The sequence below is a fragment of the Nesterenkonia maliinae genome (assembly GCF_051262655.1).
GTDB lineage: Bacteria > Actinomycetota > Actinomycetes > Actinomycetales > Micrococcaceae > Nesterenkonia.
Genome location: NZ_JBIMEY010000001.1, coordinates 364119 through 381377, shown reverse-complemented (window position 1 = coordinate 381377; position 17259 = coordinate 364119). Strand labels below are relative to the sequence as shown.

The following is a 17259-nucleotide window of genomic DNA, read 5'->3' as shown; positions in this document are numbered from 1 at the left end:
CCTCCATCCTTTCGGATTCGGCGCCTGGTCGGAAGTGACAAAACGTCATGGTCGCTGGTGACAACCTATGACTGCCGCGAACCGGCGCCAAGACGTGAAATAGGGGCATGAACTCAGAAACAGTCATCGACGTCGAACGTCTCAATGTCCGCTACGACGAATTCCACGCAGTCAAAGATCTCACATTCGAAGTCCGACGGGGAGAGCTCTACGCCCTGCTCGGCACCAACGGCGCCGGCAAGACGTCCACCTTGGAGGTCGTCGAAGGCCACCGCGCCTCCTCCTCCGGGAAGGTCAGCATCCTCGGCGAGGACCCGCGCAACCGCAAGGCCGTGCGCCCACGTATGGGCATCATGCTCCAGGAGAGCGGGTTCTCGGCAGATCTGAGCGCCCGCGAGACGGTGACGCTCATCGGAGGCCTCACCGGACGCACCGACCAGCCCAGCCGGGTGCTCGACGTCGTCGGGCTCACCAACAAGGCCGACACCCGCGTCTCCGCCCTCTCCGGTGGTGAGAAGCGCCGACTGGACTTCGCGACCGCCATCTACGGGTCGCCAGAGCTGATCTTCCTCGACGAGCCCACCACCGGACTCGACGTGGCGTCCCGCGACGATCTCTGGGATGTGGTGGACCGGCTTCGTGAAGACGGGGCGACCATCGTGCTGACCACGCACTATCTGGAGGAGGCCCAGCAGCGGGCCGACCGGATCGGGCTGATGCACGAAGGGACCTTCCGGATGCAGGGGACCGTGTCCGAGCTGACCCGGACCCTTCCCGGCACGATCACCTTTCACCTTCCCGAGAACGCGCCGCAGCTGCCGCTGGAGAGTTCGCTCTCCGGCAACGGCAAACGGCTCATCGAGACCCATGGTCTCCAGCAGGATCTCTACACGCTGCTGGCCTGGGCGCAGGAGAACCGCACCGAGCTGCACGACCTCGACGCGGGGCCCACCCGGCTCGACGACGTCTTCCGCTCGATCACCCGCAACTGACCCCACATCTCACGCCTCCTCAAGGACAGACACATGCTCACCATTGCACGCAGCGAGCTGCAGCAGATCGTTCGCAACCGAATGGTCTTCTTCAGCGCCACCATCATCCCAGTGGGCCTGAGCCTGCTGTTCATCGCCCAACGCGACACCTTCTCCCAGCTCCCGACCGGCATGGGATTCCTCGCCGGGGTCTTCATGGTCATCCTGATCAGCATGGGCCTCTACACCACGGCGGTGACCACTCTGGCAGCCCGCCGACAGACGCTGTTCCTCAAGCGGCTGCGCTCCACCGCGGTCAGCGACGCGTCCGCCCTGGTCGGGATCCTCGGACCCCCGGCTCTGATCGGGATCATCCAGGTCACCGCGGTGCTCACCGTGCTGGCCGTGCTCACCGAGCGCCCCGCGGAGATCCCGCTGCTGATCGTCTCCGGCCTGGCGCTGGTGCTGATGATGCTCGGCCTGGCCCTGGCCACTGCCGGGATCACCACCTCCCCTGAGCACGCGCAGGTCACCACGCTTCCGGTCACCCTCGGGACCTCTGCGATCGCCTTCTGGATCGGATTCACCGGTACCCAGGAGCTGGGCATGCTCAAACGAGCGCTGCCCGGAGGTGCGGCGACCGAGCTGACGATCAACGCCTGGAACGGCGGCACCGACCTGGCGGACAACCTGCTGCTGCTGCCACCGACCATGGCCTGGGTCGTCATCGGGGTCCTCCTGGCCAAGCGGTTCTTCCGCTGGGAGCCCCGGCACTGAGCCAGCGGTCAGCCGCACCGGTCCAGAGCCCGTGAGCGGCCCCGCCGTCCTCGTCGGGCGTAGGCACTGGAGTCACAGCGACCCCGGTGCCTACGCTCATGTCATGACAGTTCGCAGCGCATTTGCGATCCTGACCACTGCCGATCTCGATCGGCTGGTGGAGTTCTACCGGGCGGCCTTCGACGCCGAGCCGACGTATCGGTTCCCGGATGAGTTCGGACGCGATGTCTATGTCACGCTGCGGATCGGGCAGGCTGCGCTGGGCATCGGGCGGGAGACTGGTCCGCCCATCGTCACCGAAGCCATGACGCTCTGGTTCTATGTGGATGACCTTGATCTGGCCTATCAGCGCGCGCTGGCCGCGGGGGGCCTCAGCGCACGTGAGCCGACCGAGATGCCCTGGGGTGAGCGGGTGGCGCAGATCCTGGACCCCGACGGATTCACACTCAACCTCGGCGACACCGGCTGAATCCCACGGTGACGCTGGGCCGCGGCGCATCCGACTGCGGTGTCGGAGCGGTGCGGGAGCGGTGCAGGAGCCTCGATCGGAGTTTCAACGCCCACGCTCTTCGCTGATCGAATTCGCTCCATCGACCGTGATGAGCTGACCCGTGATGTATGACGCACCTTCCTCGGCGAGGAACGCGATCACATGCGCCACCTCATCCGAGGTGCCGGAGCGACCCACGGGTGTGGCCGCGCCCATCCGACTTTCACGAGCGGAGGCGGACGCGGTGTCGATCCAACCCGGGGCGACCGCGTTGACCGTGATGCCATCCGCGGCGGTGTCGATCGCCGTCGCCCGCGTCAGCCCGAGGATGCTGGCCTTCGCCGCGTGGTAGGCGACGTCACCGGGGTACGCGGCGACCGGCCCGGACACCGAGGACACGTTGACGATCCGGCCATAGCCGGCGGACTGCATGAGCCCCTCCACCGCACGGGTCATCAGGAACGTCGTGGTCAGGTTCCGATCCAGTGAGGCGTGCCAGTGATCGACGAAGGTTCTGCGGGTTCCGCCCGAGAAGTAAGAGTCAGAGACGGCCGTCATCCCGGCATTGTTGACCAGAATGTCCACTCCGCCGAACGCATCGAGCGCGGCTGCGACGACGGCGTCCACACCAGCCTGGTCGGTCAGGTCCGCGACCACCCCTTCCGCGCGGACACCAACCGCGCGCAGCTCTGTGACCCGGTCGAAGATACGATCCGTCGTCGAGGTGATGATGAGTCGCTTGCCGCCGGCGCCGAGAAGTCGGGCTGCGGCGAACCCGATTCCCTGGGCGCTTCCCGCGCCGGTGACGATGGCGACGCGCTGCTGTGACCTGGTCATGGGGAAACCTTCCCTTCAGACGTCTGACCGCGCACGATGCTCCCGGATGGAGACCGATCTGATCGGCGGGTGACGTCTCGCATTCTCTGGGCCCGGGTGGACCCCGATACGTCAAGGGAAGACCGTGTGGTGGGCACAACGTCAACGACTGCAGGCGGGTGAGGTGGGCATCTGGGGTCTCGCCGACCAGCGGCGGCGAAGCTGAGTCGGAGGCCCGAGAGGGGAGCTCAGCGGCGACGGAGCTGCTTATGGCTCCAACGGTCGGGGTGATCCTCCAACATTTCGCGGTCCCACTCGGCGCGCTCGGCGGCCGCCTCGTAGGTGGTCTGCAGAAACTGGCCCAGCATGCCCTCTGGATCGTCGGCGCCGCGGACGACCTCGTAGGGCAGCAGGAACTGGCCGTTCTCGACGCTGTAGAACGCCTCGGCCGGTGTCACGGGGTAGGTCGAGAAACCGTCCGGTTCCGGGTAGGCATAAGCGTAGAACGCGCCTTCGTCTCCGCCACCCGGCCAGAACCCGCAGCTGCTCAATTCACGGGAGTAACCCTCAACCATCACCCAATCACCACAGTTCGGGGCACCCCCCGGGTGGGACGGGGCCGCACGGCCGGAGAACCTGGTGCAGGCGAGGTCCATCGAACCCCAGAAAAAATGCACGGGACTGACCTTGCCGACGAAATGGGACCTGAACTCGCTCATGGCCCGGTCCGCGCGGAGCAGCTGCCGCCAGAACAGATTCGCCGCCTCCCCGTCGTAGGATGCGTGCTCGTGGTCCTCGGCAAACGGAATGGCCGGTTCAACCTCATTGGGATGCGATTGAATCTCCGCCTCGATCCCCAGCTCGGCAAGGGCCGCCATCGTCTGGGCATAGAAATCCGCCACCGGTTTCGGCTCCAGGGCCACGGTCTTGAGCGGGCCCGCACTGCTGCGGATGACCAACTGGTGATCGATGAAGTCGAACTCCATGTCGAAGGACCCACCGCGGTGGGGAATCGTGGAGGTGGTCAGTCCTCGTGGACTCACATACAGCGTGACCTGCCACCAATGGTTGAGCAGCGGCGCGTTCACCAGCCGGATCTTGCCCACGATCTGAGTCCACATGTGCAGGGTGTCACGGGTCTCGGTCCAGTCCTCGACGCGCAGACTCGGCCACTCCCGGCGCTCACCCACCACGTGTTCGGTCATGTTCGCTCCTTGGTCTTGTGCGGTCATCGGTGCTCAGGGTTGACCTGGTCCGGTGCGCAGCCAGCGTCCCACTCGCTGCGCATGTTCCCGTAAGCAGGCACGCCCGCGGAGGCCCGCAGCATCGCCGCCAGGTGCAGCAGGTTATAGGTCATGAAGGTGGTGTTGCGGTTCGTGAAGTCGTTCTCGGGGCCACCGGAGCCAGGGTCGAGGTAGGAGGGGCCCGGACCGACTGTGCCGAGCCACCCCGCGTCGGCCTGGGGCGGGATGGTGTACCCCAGGTGCTGCAGGCTGTAGAGAACATTCATCGCGCAGTGCTTGACCCCATCTTCGTTGCCGGTGATCAAGGTGCCGCCGACGCGCCCGTAATACGCGTACTGGCCATGCTCATTGAGCAGACTGGAGCAGGCATAGAGCCTTTCGATCACGCGCCTCATCACCGAGCTGTTGTCCCCGAGCCAGATCGGGCCGGCAAGCACCAGGATGTCCGCAGCCATCACCTTCTCGAAGACCTCAGGCCACGCGTCGGTCTCCCACCCGTGCTCGGTCATATCCGGCCATACCCCGGTGGCGATGTCGTGATCGATCGCTCGGATCTCCTCGACTTCCGCGCCGTGGCCGCGCATGATGTCGCTGCTGATCCGGACCAGCCCGTCGGTGTTGCTCGGCTCAGGCGAAGGCTTCAAGGTCGCGTTGATGAAGAGGGCACGCAGCCCGTCGAACCGTGGCGGCTCACCCTCGGAGGCGGCGGTCACAGGATTGTCCATTCGTCGGTCCTGGTCATCGGCTGAGGCTCCTCATCAGGAAAACCCACCGGAGCAGCTGGACGTGCAGCGTCAGGTGGCATTGCCTGGTCTGTGCCCCGCACCCGCTGCCCGGGTGCGGATCTGCCGCCAAGACTAGGTGCACCCGCACCATCCGTCTACCCTCCGCCGAGAGTCAAGATATGCGCCGACTGCCTGGCGTCCGGGGGACTTGACCCGGTTCTGGGAACACGGTCCAGACTGTTCGGAAGAGCCGGTCGGCACGACGAGAAGGGTCGCGTGAAATGGATGGTGAACACCGAGAGCCGTGCGCTTCGCACAGGAGACCTGCCCTTGGTGACGGGTTCCGCGAGGAATCCCTGGCGGAGGACCTGCTTCTTCTGCTCTTCCAACCGCGCTCCGGAACCATCGCGGGGGAGGGGACGCTCTTCTACGTGCTGGCCGGGGCGATCCTCGCCGACCTCGGACTCGGCGGCCACGTACGCACCGGCAGCGGAGGAGTGAAGGGTCTGACCGTCGAGGCCGTCGCCGACAGCCCCCCATCGGATCATCTCCTGCGCGACACCTGGGAATATCTCGCGGAGAAGCCCCGCGGAGTCCAGACGGTTCTGGCGGCGAGGGGGCCCGCGCTGCGTGAACCGCTGCTGGATCGACTCATCGAGCGCGGGGAGCTTCGTCGCCGGACACGCAAGACGCTGGGTTTCATCAAGACCTCGGTGCTCGAAGCAGGCGACTCCGGTCGCCGCAGCCTCTTGCTCGCAGACGTCCGTGCCGTGCTCGTGGACGAAGTCGGCCCCACGCCCCGAAGCGCAGCCCGGGCCGCACTGCTCTACGGCAGCGGCACGCTGCCCCAGTTCGATCCCGACATCCCCTGGACGTCTCCGGTCATCGCCCGAGCCGAGGAGCTCAAAGACGGGAACTGGGGTGCCAAAGGAACAGCGCAGGCGGTGACGCGCACCGTCACCTCGAGCATCGTCAGCAGCGTCGTCGCCGCCGGGGTGCTGCCGCGCAATTAGTGCACCGGCGCCTAGGAGGATGACCCGACGGGAGCTCCACAAGCGTCAGGAGATGGGGCCTTCGTAGTCCAACGAGAAGTCGACGGCGTCCGCGCGCGGGTGATCGACCATGTCAGCGCCGTCGCCAGTGAATACCATGACGCGATCGGGGTCGCTGCCCACCGAGGGCCACGCCGGAATGCCCGCAGCATTGGGGTCCCCCTCGCGAGCAAACGCCACCCAGTAGCCACTCATCTGGTCGCGAAGCAGGTAGTCGGCTTCTGTGTAGTCGGCGTCGTGGTCCGCACCCAGGTTGTCATAGGCATAGGCGACCTCCGCTCCGTGGTAGGCACCGTAGCGTTGCAGGCCATCTTCGGGCGGGGTGTGCGAGTAGAAGTACAGATAGGCGTCGGCGTCCCCGGACTGTGTCTGCGTGTCTGCCCACAGGGTCATGCCGCGGGTCATCACCCGGTCGGTCTCCGCCTCCAACGAGGATTCCAGCGCCTGTTCCGGGGTGTCGCCGGGGTACAGCTCGAGGAACCTCTCGGCGAGTTCGCCGTATCTCTCGTGCGCAGAGGCCCGATATTCCTCGGCATCGACTTCCGGCGGAAGCGCGAGCGCAAGGGACGCCTCGTCGGCGTTGCTGCCGACGAGGATCGGGAGGTCGTGCTGACGACCCGAGGCGTAGACGCCGATCGGGGACGTGGGTAGGACGCTCCCATCGACCGACGGGCGCCAGTGTGAGTCGAGGTCCTGCGCGGCGTCGAGGATCCGATCGATAGGCATGGCGCGCATCTCCTCGACGGTCGCGCCCCCGAGCAGCTCGCTCAGACGGCGGCCCGCGTCTTCGGCTGCCTCTTGGGTGTCGTACTGGTCGCCGTCCTCGGTGGACCCCGTGGTGCCCATGCAGGCCCCGCTCCCGCCGATGATGCCATGGATGAGACCCGTTGAGAGCGGGCTGGCCCCGAGGATGCACACGCTCTCGCCGCCGGCGGACTCACCGGCCACGGTCACCCGGTCAGGGTCACCCCCGAAGGCTGCGATGTTCTCATGCACCCACTCGAGAGCCGCGATCTGATCCCGGATTCCGTAGTTGCCGGAGGCGTGGTCCCCGGACTCCTCGGTCAGCTCCGGATGAGACATGAATCCGAGGACGCCCAGGCGGTAGTTGATGGTGAGCATGATGACATCACCGCGGGATGCGAGGGCCTCGCCGTCGTAGAGGGGGAGGGCGCCGGAACCGGTCATGAAGCCGCCGCCGGGGATGTACACGATCACGGGCAGTGGGCCGGATGCTGAGGCGGTGCTTCGCCAGATGTTGAGGGTGAGGCTGTCCTCGCTCACGCGGTAGGGATTCAGCAGCGTTCCCTCAAGAGGTGCCTCCACGATTCGGGAGAGCGCCCGGCTCGAGAACGTGGACCTCGGCTGGACCGGAACGGCCGAGAAGCGCTCGGCGAACAACACCTCCTCGCGCACCTTCGGCGGCTCCGGGGCCCGCCAGCGCAGCGGCCCGACCGGCGGTGCGGCGTAGGGGATGCCCGCAAAGATCTCCACGGTGCGATCGTCGTTCACGACTCCCTGCACGGGACCCTCGCTGGTGGCCACCTGCCGAGTGGGCGACGGATCGTCGCCTCCCGCCGCCCGAGTCCCTGCGGGGGGATAGGCGATCACGATCGTGACACACACGAGCGCGCTGCCGATCAGCCACATCCCCCATGTCCGCAGGCGCGATCGCCTCCGATGCCGGTGGAGCAGCAGGACGACCGATACGCCGACGACGACGAGCGCCCATCCCCACCAGGGGGTGCTGTTGAGCCAGCCGAGCGCCGTCGCGATACCTGCGGTCAGCAGGGAAGCAGTCAGCAGCAGAAGCGAGCCGCGCGGCAGTCGGTGCCGGACGCCCCCGGGTGGTCGCGGGGTGCTGTTCAGCGTCGGGGAGCCGTTCTGCATCAGATGCTGCTCCTGCATGCTCTCTCCGATGCCTCACCAGACCGTGCGTCCCCGCGTGGTGTTTCCACGTGTCGTGTGTCCGCGTTCTGGGCAAGTCAAACCCCTGTCCCCGGAACATGGTCAAGTGCTCGGGCGGTTCAGTGGCGCTTCGCGCGGTGGGCGGCCTTCTCGTAGAGGTTCTCCACCACCCGCTGGAAGTCGCGCATGACCTCGGCCCGGCGGATCTTCAGCGATGGGGTGAGGTGCCCGGAATCGATGGTGAAGTCATCTTCGAGCACGGTGAAGGTGCGGATCGACTCGGCCTTCGAGACGCTGGCGTTCGTGGAATCGATGACCTGCTGCAGATGCGCCAGGACCTGCGGGTGCTCGGTGAGGTCCTTCATCTCGGTGTCCGGGTCCAGGCCCTGACTGCGGAGCCAGGCGGGCATGACATCGCCGTCGAGGGTGATCATCGCGCTGATGAAGGGCCTGCCGTCCCCGACCACGACGGCCTGGGAGACCAGCAGGTCAGCCCGGATGGCGTCTTCAAGCTGGGCGGGGGCCACGTTCTTGCCCCCGGCGGTCACCAGAATCTCCTTCTTGCGCCCGGTGATGATCAGCCGCCCGGCCTCGTCGAGCCGGCCCAGGTCTCCGGTGTAGAACCAGCCGTCGGCGGTGAAAGATTCAGCATCGAGCTCGGGCCGGTTGCGGTAGCCGCGGAAGACGCTGCTGCCTTTGACCGACACCTCGCCGTCGGCCTCGACCCGCACGGCGTTGCCGGGCAGCGGGATGCCGACGGTGCCGATGCGGTACACCGAGGGGATGTTGCCGGTGACGGGGGCGGTGGTCTCGGTGAGTCCGTAGCCTTCGATGATCTGGATGCCGACCCCGTTGAAGAAGTGTCCGAGCCGCTCACCCAGCGGCGAGCCGCCGGAGAAGGCGTGGGTGACGTTGCCGCCCATGCGGTTGCGCAGCTTGGAGTAGACCAGCTTGCTGAACACGGCGTGCTTGGCCCGGAGGCTCAGCGGGACGCGGCCTTCGGCGGTGGCCCGGGACCAGTCGACTGCGGCGTCGGCGGCAGCGGTGAAGATGCGCTTCTTCCCATCGCCTTCGGCCTTGAGCGCCGCGGCGTTGTAGATCTTCTCGAAGACCCGCGGGACCCCGAGCAGGAAGGTCGGACGGATCACGCCGAGGTCTTCGATGAGCTGCTTGATGTCGGGGGTGTGCGCCACCCGTCCGCCGGCGGCGATGAAGAGCACCGAGATGAACCGGGCGAAGACATGTGCCATGGGCAGGAACAGCACCGTGGAGGAGTGCTTGCCGACGACACCGTCCATCGCGGCCACGGTCTGCAGGCTGTGGTCCACGAAGTTGCCGTGGGTCAGCTCGCAGCCTTTGGGACGGCCGGTGGCTCCTGAGGTGTAGATGATCGTGGCGAGATCCACGCCGACGGCGGTGGCCCGACGGATCTCCAGGTCCTCATTCGACACGCCGGCGCCGGCTTCGCGGAGCTGATCCAGGGTGCCGGACTCGATGAACAGCACCTCGGGGCGCTGCTGCAGTCTCGATTCTTTCAGCCCCTCCAGGATGGTGCCGCGATGCTCGGGCGTCTCGGCGAAGACCAGGCTCAGCCCGGAGTCTTCCGCGATCCAGGCGATCTGCGACGCGGAGGAGGTCTCATAGACCGGCACCGAGACGGCGCCGGCGTACCAGAGCGCAAAGTCCAGCAGGCTCCACTCATAGCGAGTGGCCGACATGATCCCGACCCGGTCGCCCAGGCCCACTCCGTGCTGGATCAGACCTTTGGCAAGGACAGCGACGTCGGCGTGGAAGGCCGCGGCCGAGACGTCCACCCATTCCCCGGCGGCGTCACGCCGGGTGAACAGGACGTTCTGGGGGTCCTCGCTCCGCTGCTGCTCCAGAAAATCGGTGATGTTCATATCCGACGGCACATCGATGAGCGCCGATATCGCGGTTTCCTTCACGGAGTTCCTCCCAGTGTGGTGACGCGTTCTTCGGCGAGCGCTGCTGGCGATCCGGTCTGGACCACGGCAGTGGACAGAATATCCTGCCTGCCCTGTGGAGCGCTCAGAGCCGAAACTCGGGGACTCACTGGGAAGCGCGCCCGGCGGCTGGTTCCGTTGCTGCCTCGACCAGGCTTCCCGAGAAGCCGAAGTCAGACCGCGGGAAGGTTCACGTGCTTGATCGCGCCGTCCTGGAGGCGGAGCAGGATGCTGCGCGGGGGTCTGCCAGAGGCATCCCGGTAGCGGATGCTGAAGGGTTCACCGGCCACCAGAGTGAGCGGAAAGTCCGGGGGGTCCTGCTCCAGGGACTCCGCGAGGCCATCGCGTTCATTGAGGATCGCGACGACCGTCGCATCGATGCTGCTGGTCAGCGTGATCACCCCGGACTCATGCGCGGCGGTGATGCGTGCGTCCTTGCCGGCATGTGTTCGAGCGATGGCCACCACGATGGCCGCCACCGCCAGGATGACGATTGCTCCGGTGGCGAGCGTGTTCGCGGAGAGAAGGTCCATGGGCCCAACCCTACTCACCGCGTGACGGTCCGATGACGACGGCGCCCGTCATTGCCCGCGCTGATCGCGGAGTCGCTGAGGGGCCCGGGCCTCCCAGGCCTCGAGCAGCAGCTCGGAGAGCTCGTCGGCCTCGATATGGTCGAGTCGCACCAGCACGCTGGTGTGGTTGCGGTAGTGCTCAGTGGTGAAGAACTTCTCGGGCTCGGCTTCGAGCAGAATCTCGCGCTCTTCCATGCTGCTGCGCCAGCAGACCAGAATTCCGGGTGCCTCGTGCATCCGGGCGAAGATCTGGTCTCGGACGTAGAACGCGGGGGACCCCCAGGCAGGCCTCTCGGTCACCTCCGGCAGACCCAGGGCCAACCGGCGGACGTCATCTTCGGTGGTCACGGGAGGCCTTGGTCGCATCCACTCATGAGCCCAGTCTAGAAATCGGTCGCGCTCCGGCACCAGGTCTGGGGAGGTGAGCGCGGTGAAGTTCGGGATCACCGGGTCGGACTGGCCAGAAATTTTGGGCTTCATAAAGAATTTCACACCTTGCGTGAATGAAACCCGCTCCCGCGTCGTAACCCCTATAAAACGTGCAACCACTTGAGCGAGGGGACGCGACATGAGCAACCGAATCGAACTGCAGGAACAGGCTCACTTCGCCCTGATGGACGTGAACCGGCACTGGTCGGAAGCACTCACCGCGGAGCAGGAGGGTGACCTGGTCAGATCTCACTGCGCATTCGAGGACATGATCACCGCAGCCCGTGCGGGCAAAGCCGCGCTGGAAGCCGTAGAGAGCATGCTCGAGGAGACCCGGAGCCGGGAACACGTCGCCTAGAACCTAGGCTCGCTTCGTTCAACCGGTCTGGACCACGAGCCTTCACCTCCAGGGTGCAGGGCAGCCAGGGTCGCGGCCCAGGCACGACGAAAAACGGCCCTGGTCGAATGACCAGGACCGTTCCATGGGGTGAGCGACGGGGCTTGAACCCGCGACCCTCGCGACCACAACGCGATGCTCTACCAGCTGAGCTACGCCCACCATGTGGAGCCGAAGCCGGCTCCCGTGCCTGTTGCGGAACCGTCATAAACGGCTCAAAGCAACGCAGATCAGTCTACACAGATCTCGGCCGGATGTTGAAATCAGCTCAATTCTGCTTGAAGACCGTCCGGCGGTAATGGCGCAGCTCTTCGATGGAGTCCTGGATGTCCCCGAGTGCACGGTGGTTGCCGGTCTTCGCCGGCGCGGACTTCTTCGCCTCCGGATACCAGCGGGAGGAGAGCTCCTTGATGGTGGAGACATCGATGAGCCGGTAGTGCAGGTGCTTCATCAGATCCGGCATGGCCACCCGCAGGAAGGCCTTGTCGGCGTGGATCGAGTTCCCGGCCAGCGGCGCGACGCCAGCCTCCGGGATCCAGGCCTTGACGTAGTCCAGGACCCGCTTTTCGGCGACCTCCACCGAGACCCCGTTCTTGAGATCCTCCAGCAGCCCCGAAGCGGTGTGCATCTTCTGCACGATCGGCGCCATGGTCTCCAGCCGCTCGGCGGGGTCGGGAGTGATGACCACCTGGACCCCTTCACCGAGGATGTTCAGCTCGGCGTCGGTGACCAGCGCGGCGATCTCCACCAGCACATCGTGATCAGGGTTCAGGCCGGTCATCTCGCAGTCGATCCAGACCATCCGGCCTGCCCAGGAGCCGCCGGGACTCACCTGGGCCGCCGCGGTGGATGAGGCGTTGGTCTCAGTCTCTTGGGAAGTCACGGCTCTCACTCTACCGACCGCCCGCCAGTCACCGGGGTGAGACCGACCAGTGGTGATAAATTCAAGGGCGATGAGCGCTGAGGCTGGAGCCGCCGAGAACAGCCCCGCACCGTCTGGTGCCGAGGGCGCCGTCGGGCTCGGCACCTCCGCCCAGCCCGCCGATTCCGGACCGGGACAGCGCCGGTCGCGCAAGCGAGACATCTGGCTGCATATCCTGCGCTCCTCCACCCGCCCCAAGAGCGTCTGGTCCCCGATGGTGGAGGGGCTGCTCGGCTCGATGCTGGTGCTCCTGGGCTCCTTCGGGGTGGGGTGGCTGGTCAGCGTCTCCCCGCTGTCGCGTCAGCCGTGGATCATCGCGTTCCGCACCGAGACGGTCGGCGTCGTCGTCGCCACCATCGCCCTGACACTGGGCTGCTGGGTCATGCTGCGCGCCTGGCTGCGGCTCGGCCGGGTACTGGAGAATCCTGACCCGGCCCAGCAGTGGCCCACCCGCTCGCTGCGCACCGTCAACGCCGCCGTCGTCCTCTGGTCGCTGCCGCAGCTCATCGCGATCCCGATCTTCTCCCGCGACGTCTTCGCCTACCTCAACCAGGGCCGGCTGGTCCTGGCCGGGCAGGACCCCTACACGACCGGGGTCTCGACCCTGGACAACTGGTTCCAGCTGGGCACCGACATCCTCTGGGCCGAATCGGAGACCCCCTACGGTCCGCTGTTCCTGTGGCTCGAGGCCGCGGTGATGGGAATCGCCGTCGACAGCCCTGACCTGGCGCTCTTCCTCTTCCGCCTCGCCTGCGTCGGCGGGGTGGTGATGATGATGATCTTCGTGCCCAAGCTCGCCCGGATCCACGGGATCGACCCGGCCCGCGCGCAGTGGATCACGCTGGCCAACCCGCTGCTGATCATCAGCTTCATCTCCAGCGCGCACAACGACGCGATCATGGTCGGCTTCGCCCTCGCCGGCGTCTACGCGGCGGCCCACGGCAGGGGAGTCCTCGCCACGCTGCTGGTGGTCGTCTCCATCGGGATCAAGCCGATCACCATCGTGCTGCTGCCCTTCATCGGGCTGCTCTGGGCAGGTCCGGGAGCCTCCTGGTCGCGGAAGTTCAGCTACTGGTTCCTCACCGCCGGGATCGCCGCCGCCTTGATGATCACCATCGGTCTGATCCAGGGCTACGGATTCGGTTGGCTGGCCGTGCTGGCCGGCACCGGCACCGGCAGCGTCTTCTGGTCCCCGATCGGCATCGCCGACGGCTGGCTCGGCACGCTACTGCGCTCCTTCGGCCTCGACAGCGGCTGGACGCTGGAGGTGTTCAAGGTGGCCGGCCGGATCCTCTCGGTGATCGTGGTGCTGTGGCTGATGTTCCGCGGCGACGAGAGGTTCATCGTCCAGCGGATGGTCTGGGCGTTCACCGCGCTGGTGGTGCTCTCGCCGATCATCCAGCCCTGGTATCTGCTCTGGCTGCTGCCGCTGTTCGCGATCACCGGGATCCGCAAGGACTGGCAGTTCAAGTGGGTGGTGTTCACGATCATCTTCTTCCTGGCCTTCGGAGCCTCGGATCAGCTCTCGATCTACCAGTTCCTGCGCCTGGACCAGCAGATGCTCGCGCTCTCCATCACCGTGTCCTGGATCTGCATCATCTGGCTGACGCTGCTGGACCGGCAGACCCGCTGGGTGGTCTGGGACGGCTGGGGCCTGCCCGCGGTCCGCTTCGAGTGGCCCAGGCTGCGCGGCCGCCGCTCCGCCGAGCCCCGGAAGGATGACGACGACGTCGCCCCGGTCCAGCTCACTCAACGCTCAACAGCAGGGCCGGTCGCAGGGTCGGCCGCCGAGCCCGAGGGAGAGGAGACCGCACCAGGTGCGCGCTAATCTCGTCTCCCGCAACGCGCTGCGCGCCCGGTCCTTCCTGGGCCAGTGGCGGCCGACCGCCTGGCTCATCGGCGGCGAGGAGGCCGCCGCCTCCCACACCGCCCGGCAGGGGCTGCTCGCCTCGATCATGATCATGCTCGGGTCCTGGGGGGTCGGCTGGCTGGCGATGACCCCGCAGTCGCTGCTGGCGCTGAATCCGGTGATGCTGCCGCTGCGCACGACGACGGCGGGCGTGGTCACCTGCACGGTGCTCCTGGTCTTCGGCGCGCTGCTGCTCCTGCGGTCCTGGCTGCGTCTGTCCCAGCGAGTGGGGTCCTGGTCCGCCCGGGCGACCCCGGTGATGCGCCGCACGCTGCTGATGTGGGCCACCCCGCTGATGTTCACCCTGCCGATCTTCTCGCGCGACGTCTTCTCCTACCTGGCCCAGGGCCGGGTGCTGCACGCCGGACTGAACCCGTATGAGGACGGCGTCTCGGAGCTTCCGGGCTGGTTCATGGAGGGCGCCGACGGGCTCTGGGCAGAATCCCCGTCGCCCTACGGCCCGCTGTTCCTGGTGCTCGCGCAGATGGTCTGGTTCCTCTCCGGCGGGGTCCCGGAGATCGCGATCGCCCTGTTCCGGATGCTCTCCCTGATCGGCATCGCGCTGATGCTCTACTGCATCCCGCGCCTGGCGAAGGCCTTCGGCTCAGAGCCTTCCTGGGCGCTGTGGCTGTGCCTGCTGAACCCGATGACCCTGCTGGTGTTCATCCCGGCGGCGCACAACGATGCGCTGATGATCGGCCTGATGCTCGCCGGCACGCTCGCCGGGCTGCGCGGCAAGCGGCTGCTGTGCATCGTGCTGGTGGTCGCGGCGATCGCGGTGAAGCCCATCGCCATGGTGGTGCTGCCGTTCCTCCTGCTGCTCCCGCTGCGCAGCACCGCTGCTCGGCGCGATCGGCTCCGCGAGTGGGCGCTGGGCGGCGCATCAGCTGCCGCGCTGCTGATCGCCGGAGGCGCGGCGCTGGGTATCGGTCTGGGCTGGATCGCCGCCGCGCTCGGCGCCGGCGCCGCGGTGCTGCAGGCCGCTCCGGTGGGCCTGCTCGGGATCGGACTCGGCGCCGCCGCGGAAGCGGTGACCGGGGTGGAGGCCGCCGTGGTCACCGACGCCGTCTACACCCTGGCGCGCGCAGCGGCAGGCGGCCTGCTCGCCTGGATGCTGCTGCGCCGCGCCGTCGGGAACCCGGTCCTCTGGGCCGGCTACGGGCTCACCGTGGTGGTGCTGAGCTCCTCGATCATCCAACCGTGGTATCTGCTCTGGCTGCTGCCCTTCTACGCGGTGGTCCACGTCTACCGCGGACGCGTCCTGGTGCTTGTGACCACGGTCTTCACGGTCATGGTGCTGCTCTCCATGGTCGGTCAGCTCTCGGTGGCCCAATGGATCGACGCGACCGCGATCAACACCATCGCTGTCACGGTGGTCACGATGTATCTGATCTATGTGATCTTCCTGGACCCCAACACCACAGAATTCTTTGACATGCGGCGGCGCTCCCAACGCTGGAATGCACAGCACGGGTGGCAGCGGCTGAGAGGATTGACCCCGCCGCGCACCTCCTGGGCGGCCGAGGACATCTACGCGAAGGACACCACGTGAAGCTCCCCGGCTCCCGACTGCTCGGGCTGCTGCTCGCCGCCACCGCCCTGGGCGCCGCGCTGTCCGTCGTGGCCGTGCAATGGTGCCGGATCAACGGCTGGACCGACCCCGACCAGCACATCCACATGTGCTATTCGGACTTCTCGCTGCTGTTCAGCCAGCGCGGCCTCGCCGAGGGACTCTTCCCGTTCGTCGACGACGTCCCGGCGGATCAGGTCATGGAATACCCGGTGCTGCTGGTCATGGTCGCAGGGGTGCTGGCCCTGCTGGTCCCCGGAGAAGGCATCACCGACGAGCGGATCCTGGCGTTCTACGACCTCAACCACCTCGCCGTGGTCCTCTGCTGGCTCGGCGTGGTGCTGGCCACCGCCTACTCCACCGCGGGACACCGCCGCCAGGACGCGCTGATGGTCGCCCTGGCCCCGGGAATCATCCTCTCGCTCTCGATCAACTGGGACATGTGGGCGGTCTTCCTGGGCGCGCTGGCGCTGCTGCTCTGGGGCCGGTCCCATCCGGTCTGGGCCGGAGTGCTCATCGGTCTGGGCGCCGCGATGAAGCTCTATCCGCTGTTCTTCCTCGGTGCGATCCTGGTGCTGTGCCTGCGCAGCGGCCGGCTTCGCTCCTTCGTCGCGACCACACTCGCTGCGGCGATCACCTGGCTGGCGGTGAACCTGCCCTTCATGCTCCTGCAGTTCGAGCAGTGGTCGACCTTCTATCGATTCTCCTCGGAACGCGACGTCAGCTTCTCCTCGGTGTGGCTGTTCTTCACCTGGCTGCCGCTGGACGGTGCCGGATTCTCGCTGCTCTCCAACGGGCTCTTCCTGCTGTGCTGCTTCGGCGTGGCCTACCTCGGCTGGGCCGCCCCGACCCGGCCGCGCATGGCGCAGCTGTGCTTCCTGATCGTGGCCAGCTTCCTGCTGCTCGGCAAGGTCTACTCCCCGCAGTTCGTGATGTGGCTGATCCCGCTGCTGGTGCTGGCCCGCCCGAAGGTCCGCGGCTACCTGGTCTGGCAGGCGGCGGAGGTCTACCACTGGGTCTCGGTGTGGATGATGAGCGCGAAGATCACCTCCGGCGGGGAGTTCGCCGGCGGCACCGTCCTGATCGACTGGGCCTACCACCTCGGGATTCTGGCCCACATGGCCACCCTGATCTACCTGATGGTCCAGGTGATCCGCGAGATCCTCGACCCCGAGAAGGACATCGTCCGGACCCGGGCCCGAGATCTCGATCGAGAGCGGGAACGCGACCTGGAGCACGACCCGGGGCGCGACGTGGGGCGCGCGGCGTCGACCCCCGCAGCACCCGACGACGACGGGCGGAGCTCGGCGTCGCTCAGCTCCGCCCCGCTGAGCCCCGCCCCGCGGAACCCGGATCTGGGCGAGAGGGACCCGCTGGCCGGTGTCACCCGCGGGCGGCCCGACACATTCGCGCTGCCCGGTCTCGGCCGGCAGGCCTCATGGAAGCTGCGCTGGTGACGCGGGCGTGGGCAGCGCCGTCCATGACGTCCACTGGAACCAGCTGCCACCGCCGA

Annotated in this window: 16 protein-coding genes and 1 tRNA gene; 8 read left to right on the top strand and 9 right to left on the bottom strand. The window is 67.0% G+C overall.

The window, feature by feature from the left end; genetic code table 11:
- Positions 1-107: 107 nt before the first annotated feature.
- The 3 genes from ACHAA4_RS01660 (at position 108) to ACHAA4_RS01650 (ending at position 2217) form a co-directional block, all read left to right on the top strand.
- Positions 108-992: an ABC transporter ATP-binding protein gene (locus tag ACHAA4_RS01660; protein WP_435772454.1), complete on the top strand. Its 885-nt coding sequence runs from the start codon at positions 108-110 to the stop codon at positions 990-992.
- A gap of 33 nt (positions 993-1025) precedes the next feature.
- Entirely contained in the window at positions 1026-1748 is a 723-nt protein-coding gene (locus ACHAA4_RS01655; RefSeq protein ID WP_435772453.1) for an ABC transporter permease, read from the top strand.
- A gap of 103 nt (positions 1749-1851) precedes the next feature.
- Entirely contained in the window at positions 1852-2217 is a 366-nt protein-coding gene (locus tag ACHAA4_RS01650; protein ID WP_435772452.1) for a VOC family protein, read from the top strand.
- Between the two features lie 84 nt (positions 2218-2301).
- Here the strand turns inward: ACHAA4_RS01650 and ACHAA4_RS01645 are convergent, their stop codons facing one another.
- From ACHAA4_RS01645 to ACHAA4_RS01635, 3 genes are all read right to left on the bottom strand, one after another.
- Positions 2302-3075, bottom strand: a complete 774-nt coding sequence (locus tag ACHAA4_RS01645) for an SDR family NAD(P)-dependent oxidoreductase (RefSeq protein ID WP_435772451.1) — start codon at positions 3073-3075, stop codon at positions 2302-2304.
- 227 nt (positions 3076-3302) lie between these two features.
- A complete protein-coding gene (locus ACHAA4_RS01640) occupies positions 3303-4259 on the bottom strand; it encodes a DUF5996 family protein (protein ID WP_435772450.1) in 957 nt (318 codons plus the stop codon).
- A gap of 23 nt (positions 4260-4282) precedes the next feature.
- Positions 4283-5023: a flavodoxin family protein gene (locus ACHAA4_RS01635; protein WP_435772449.1), complete on the bottom strand. Its 741-nt coding sequence runs from the start codon at positions 5021-5023 to the stop codon at positions 4283-4285.
- A 281-nt stretch (positions 5024-5304) separates the two neighbouring features.
- On the opposite strand from ACHAA4_RS01635, the gene ACHAA4_RS01630 reads away from it, so the two are divergent.
- Positions 5305-6036 (top strand): GOLPH3/VPS74 family protein, encoded by a 732-nt coding sequence (locus tag ACHAA4_RS01630; protein ID WP_435772448.1) that lies wholly within the window; start codon positions 5305-5307, stop codon positions 6034-6036.
- A 45-nt stretch (positions 6037-6081) separates the two neighbouring features.
- On the opposite strand, the gene ACHAA4_RS01625 is transcribed toward ACHAA4_RS01630, so the two are convergent.
- The 4 genes from ACHAA4_RS01625 to ACHAA4_RS01610 all read right to left on the bottom strand — a co-directional run bounded on the left by ACHAA4_RS01625 (position 6082) and on the right by ACHAA4_RS01610 (position 10867).
- Positions 6082-7983, bottom strand: coding sequence for a carboxylesterase/lipase family protein (locus ACHAA4_RS01625; protein WP_435772447.1), 1902 nt, complete (start codon positions 7981-7983; stop codon positions 6082-6084).
- Positions 7984-8102: 119 nt separating this feature from the next.
- The gene (locus ACHAA4_RS01620) at positions 8103-9929 is read right to left on the bottom strand and encodes an AMP-dependent synthetase/ligase (RefSeq protein WP_435772446.1); all 1827 of its coding nucleotides are present in this window, start codon (positions 9927-9929) and stop codon (positions 8103-8105) included.
- 191 nt (positions 9930-10120) lie between these two features.
- A complete protein-coding gene (locus tag ACHAA4_RS01615) occupies positions 10121-10480 on the bottom strand; it encodes a hypothetical protein (protein WP_435772445.1) in 360 nt (119 codons plus the stop codon).
- A 48-nt stretch (positions 10481-10528) separates the two neighbouring features.
- Positions 10529-10867, bottom strand: a complete 339-nt coding sequence (locus ACHAA4_RS01610; RefSeq protein ID WP_435772444.1) for an MmcQ/YjbR family DNA-binding protein — start codon at positions 10865-10867, stop codon at positions 10529-10531.
- A 220-nt stretch (positions 10868-11087) separates the two neighbouring features.
- On the opposite strand from ACHAA4_RS01610, the gene ACHAA4_RS01605 reads away from it, so the two are divergent.
- Positions 11088-11306 carry a hypothetical protein gene (locus ACHAA4_RS01605; protein ID WP_435772443.1) on the top strand — a complete coding sequence of 73 codons (219 nt, stop codon included), beginning with the start codon at positions 11088-11090 and terminating at the stop codon, positions 11304-11306.
- A gap of 125 nt (positions 11307-11431) precedes the next feature.
- Here the strand turns inward: ACHAA4_RS01605 and ACHAA4_RS01600 are convergent.
- Positions 11432-11507, bottom strand: a tRNA-His gene (locus ACHAA4_RS01600).
- Between the two features lie 106 nt (positions 11508-11613).
- Positions 11614-12228 carry an oligoribonuclease gene (gene orn, locus ACHAA4_RS01595; RefSeq protein WP_435772442.1) on the bottom strand — a complete coding sequence of 205 codons (615 nt, stop codon included), beginning with the start codon at positions 12226-12228 and terminating at the stop codon, positions 11614-11616.
- A gap of 70 nt (positions 12229-12298) precedes the next feature.
- On the opposite strand from orn, the gene mptB (ACHAA4_RS01590) reads away from it, so the two are divergent.
- The 3 genes from mptB (ACHAA4_RS01590) to ACHAA4_RS01580 are packed head-to-tail and all read left to right on the top strand — an operon-like array spanning position 12299 to position 17203.
- Entirely contained in the window at positions 12299-14095 is a 1797-nt protein-coding gene (mptB, locus tag ACHAA4_RS01590) for a polyprenol phosphomannose-dependent alpha 1,6 mannosyltransferase MptB (protein ID WP_435772441.1), read from the top strand.
- On the top strand, positions 14085-15728 hold the full coding sequence (mptB, locus tag ACHAA4_RS01585; RefSeq protein ID WP_435772440.1) for a polyprenol phosphomannose-dependent alpha 1,6 mannosyltransferase MptB: 1644 nt from the start codon (positions 14085-14087) through the stop codon (positions 15726-15728). Before mptB (ACHAA4_RS01590) ends, mptB (ACHAA4_RS01585) begins: the two co-directional genes overlap by 11 nt.
- The gene (locus tag ACHAA4_RS01580) at positions 15725-17203 is read left to right on the top strand and encodes a glycosyltransferase family 87 protein (RefSeq protein WP_435772439.1); all 1479 of its coding nucleotides are present in this window, start codon (positions 15725-15727) and stop codon (positions 17201-17203) included. Before mptB (ACHAA4_RS01585) ends, ACHAA4_RS01580 begins: the two co-directional genes overlap by 4 nt.
- Positions 17204-17259: the final 56 nt, after the last annotated feature.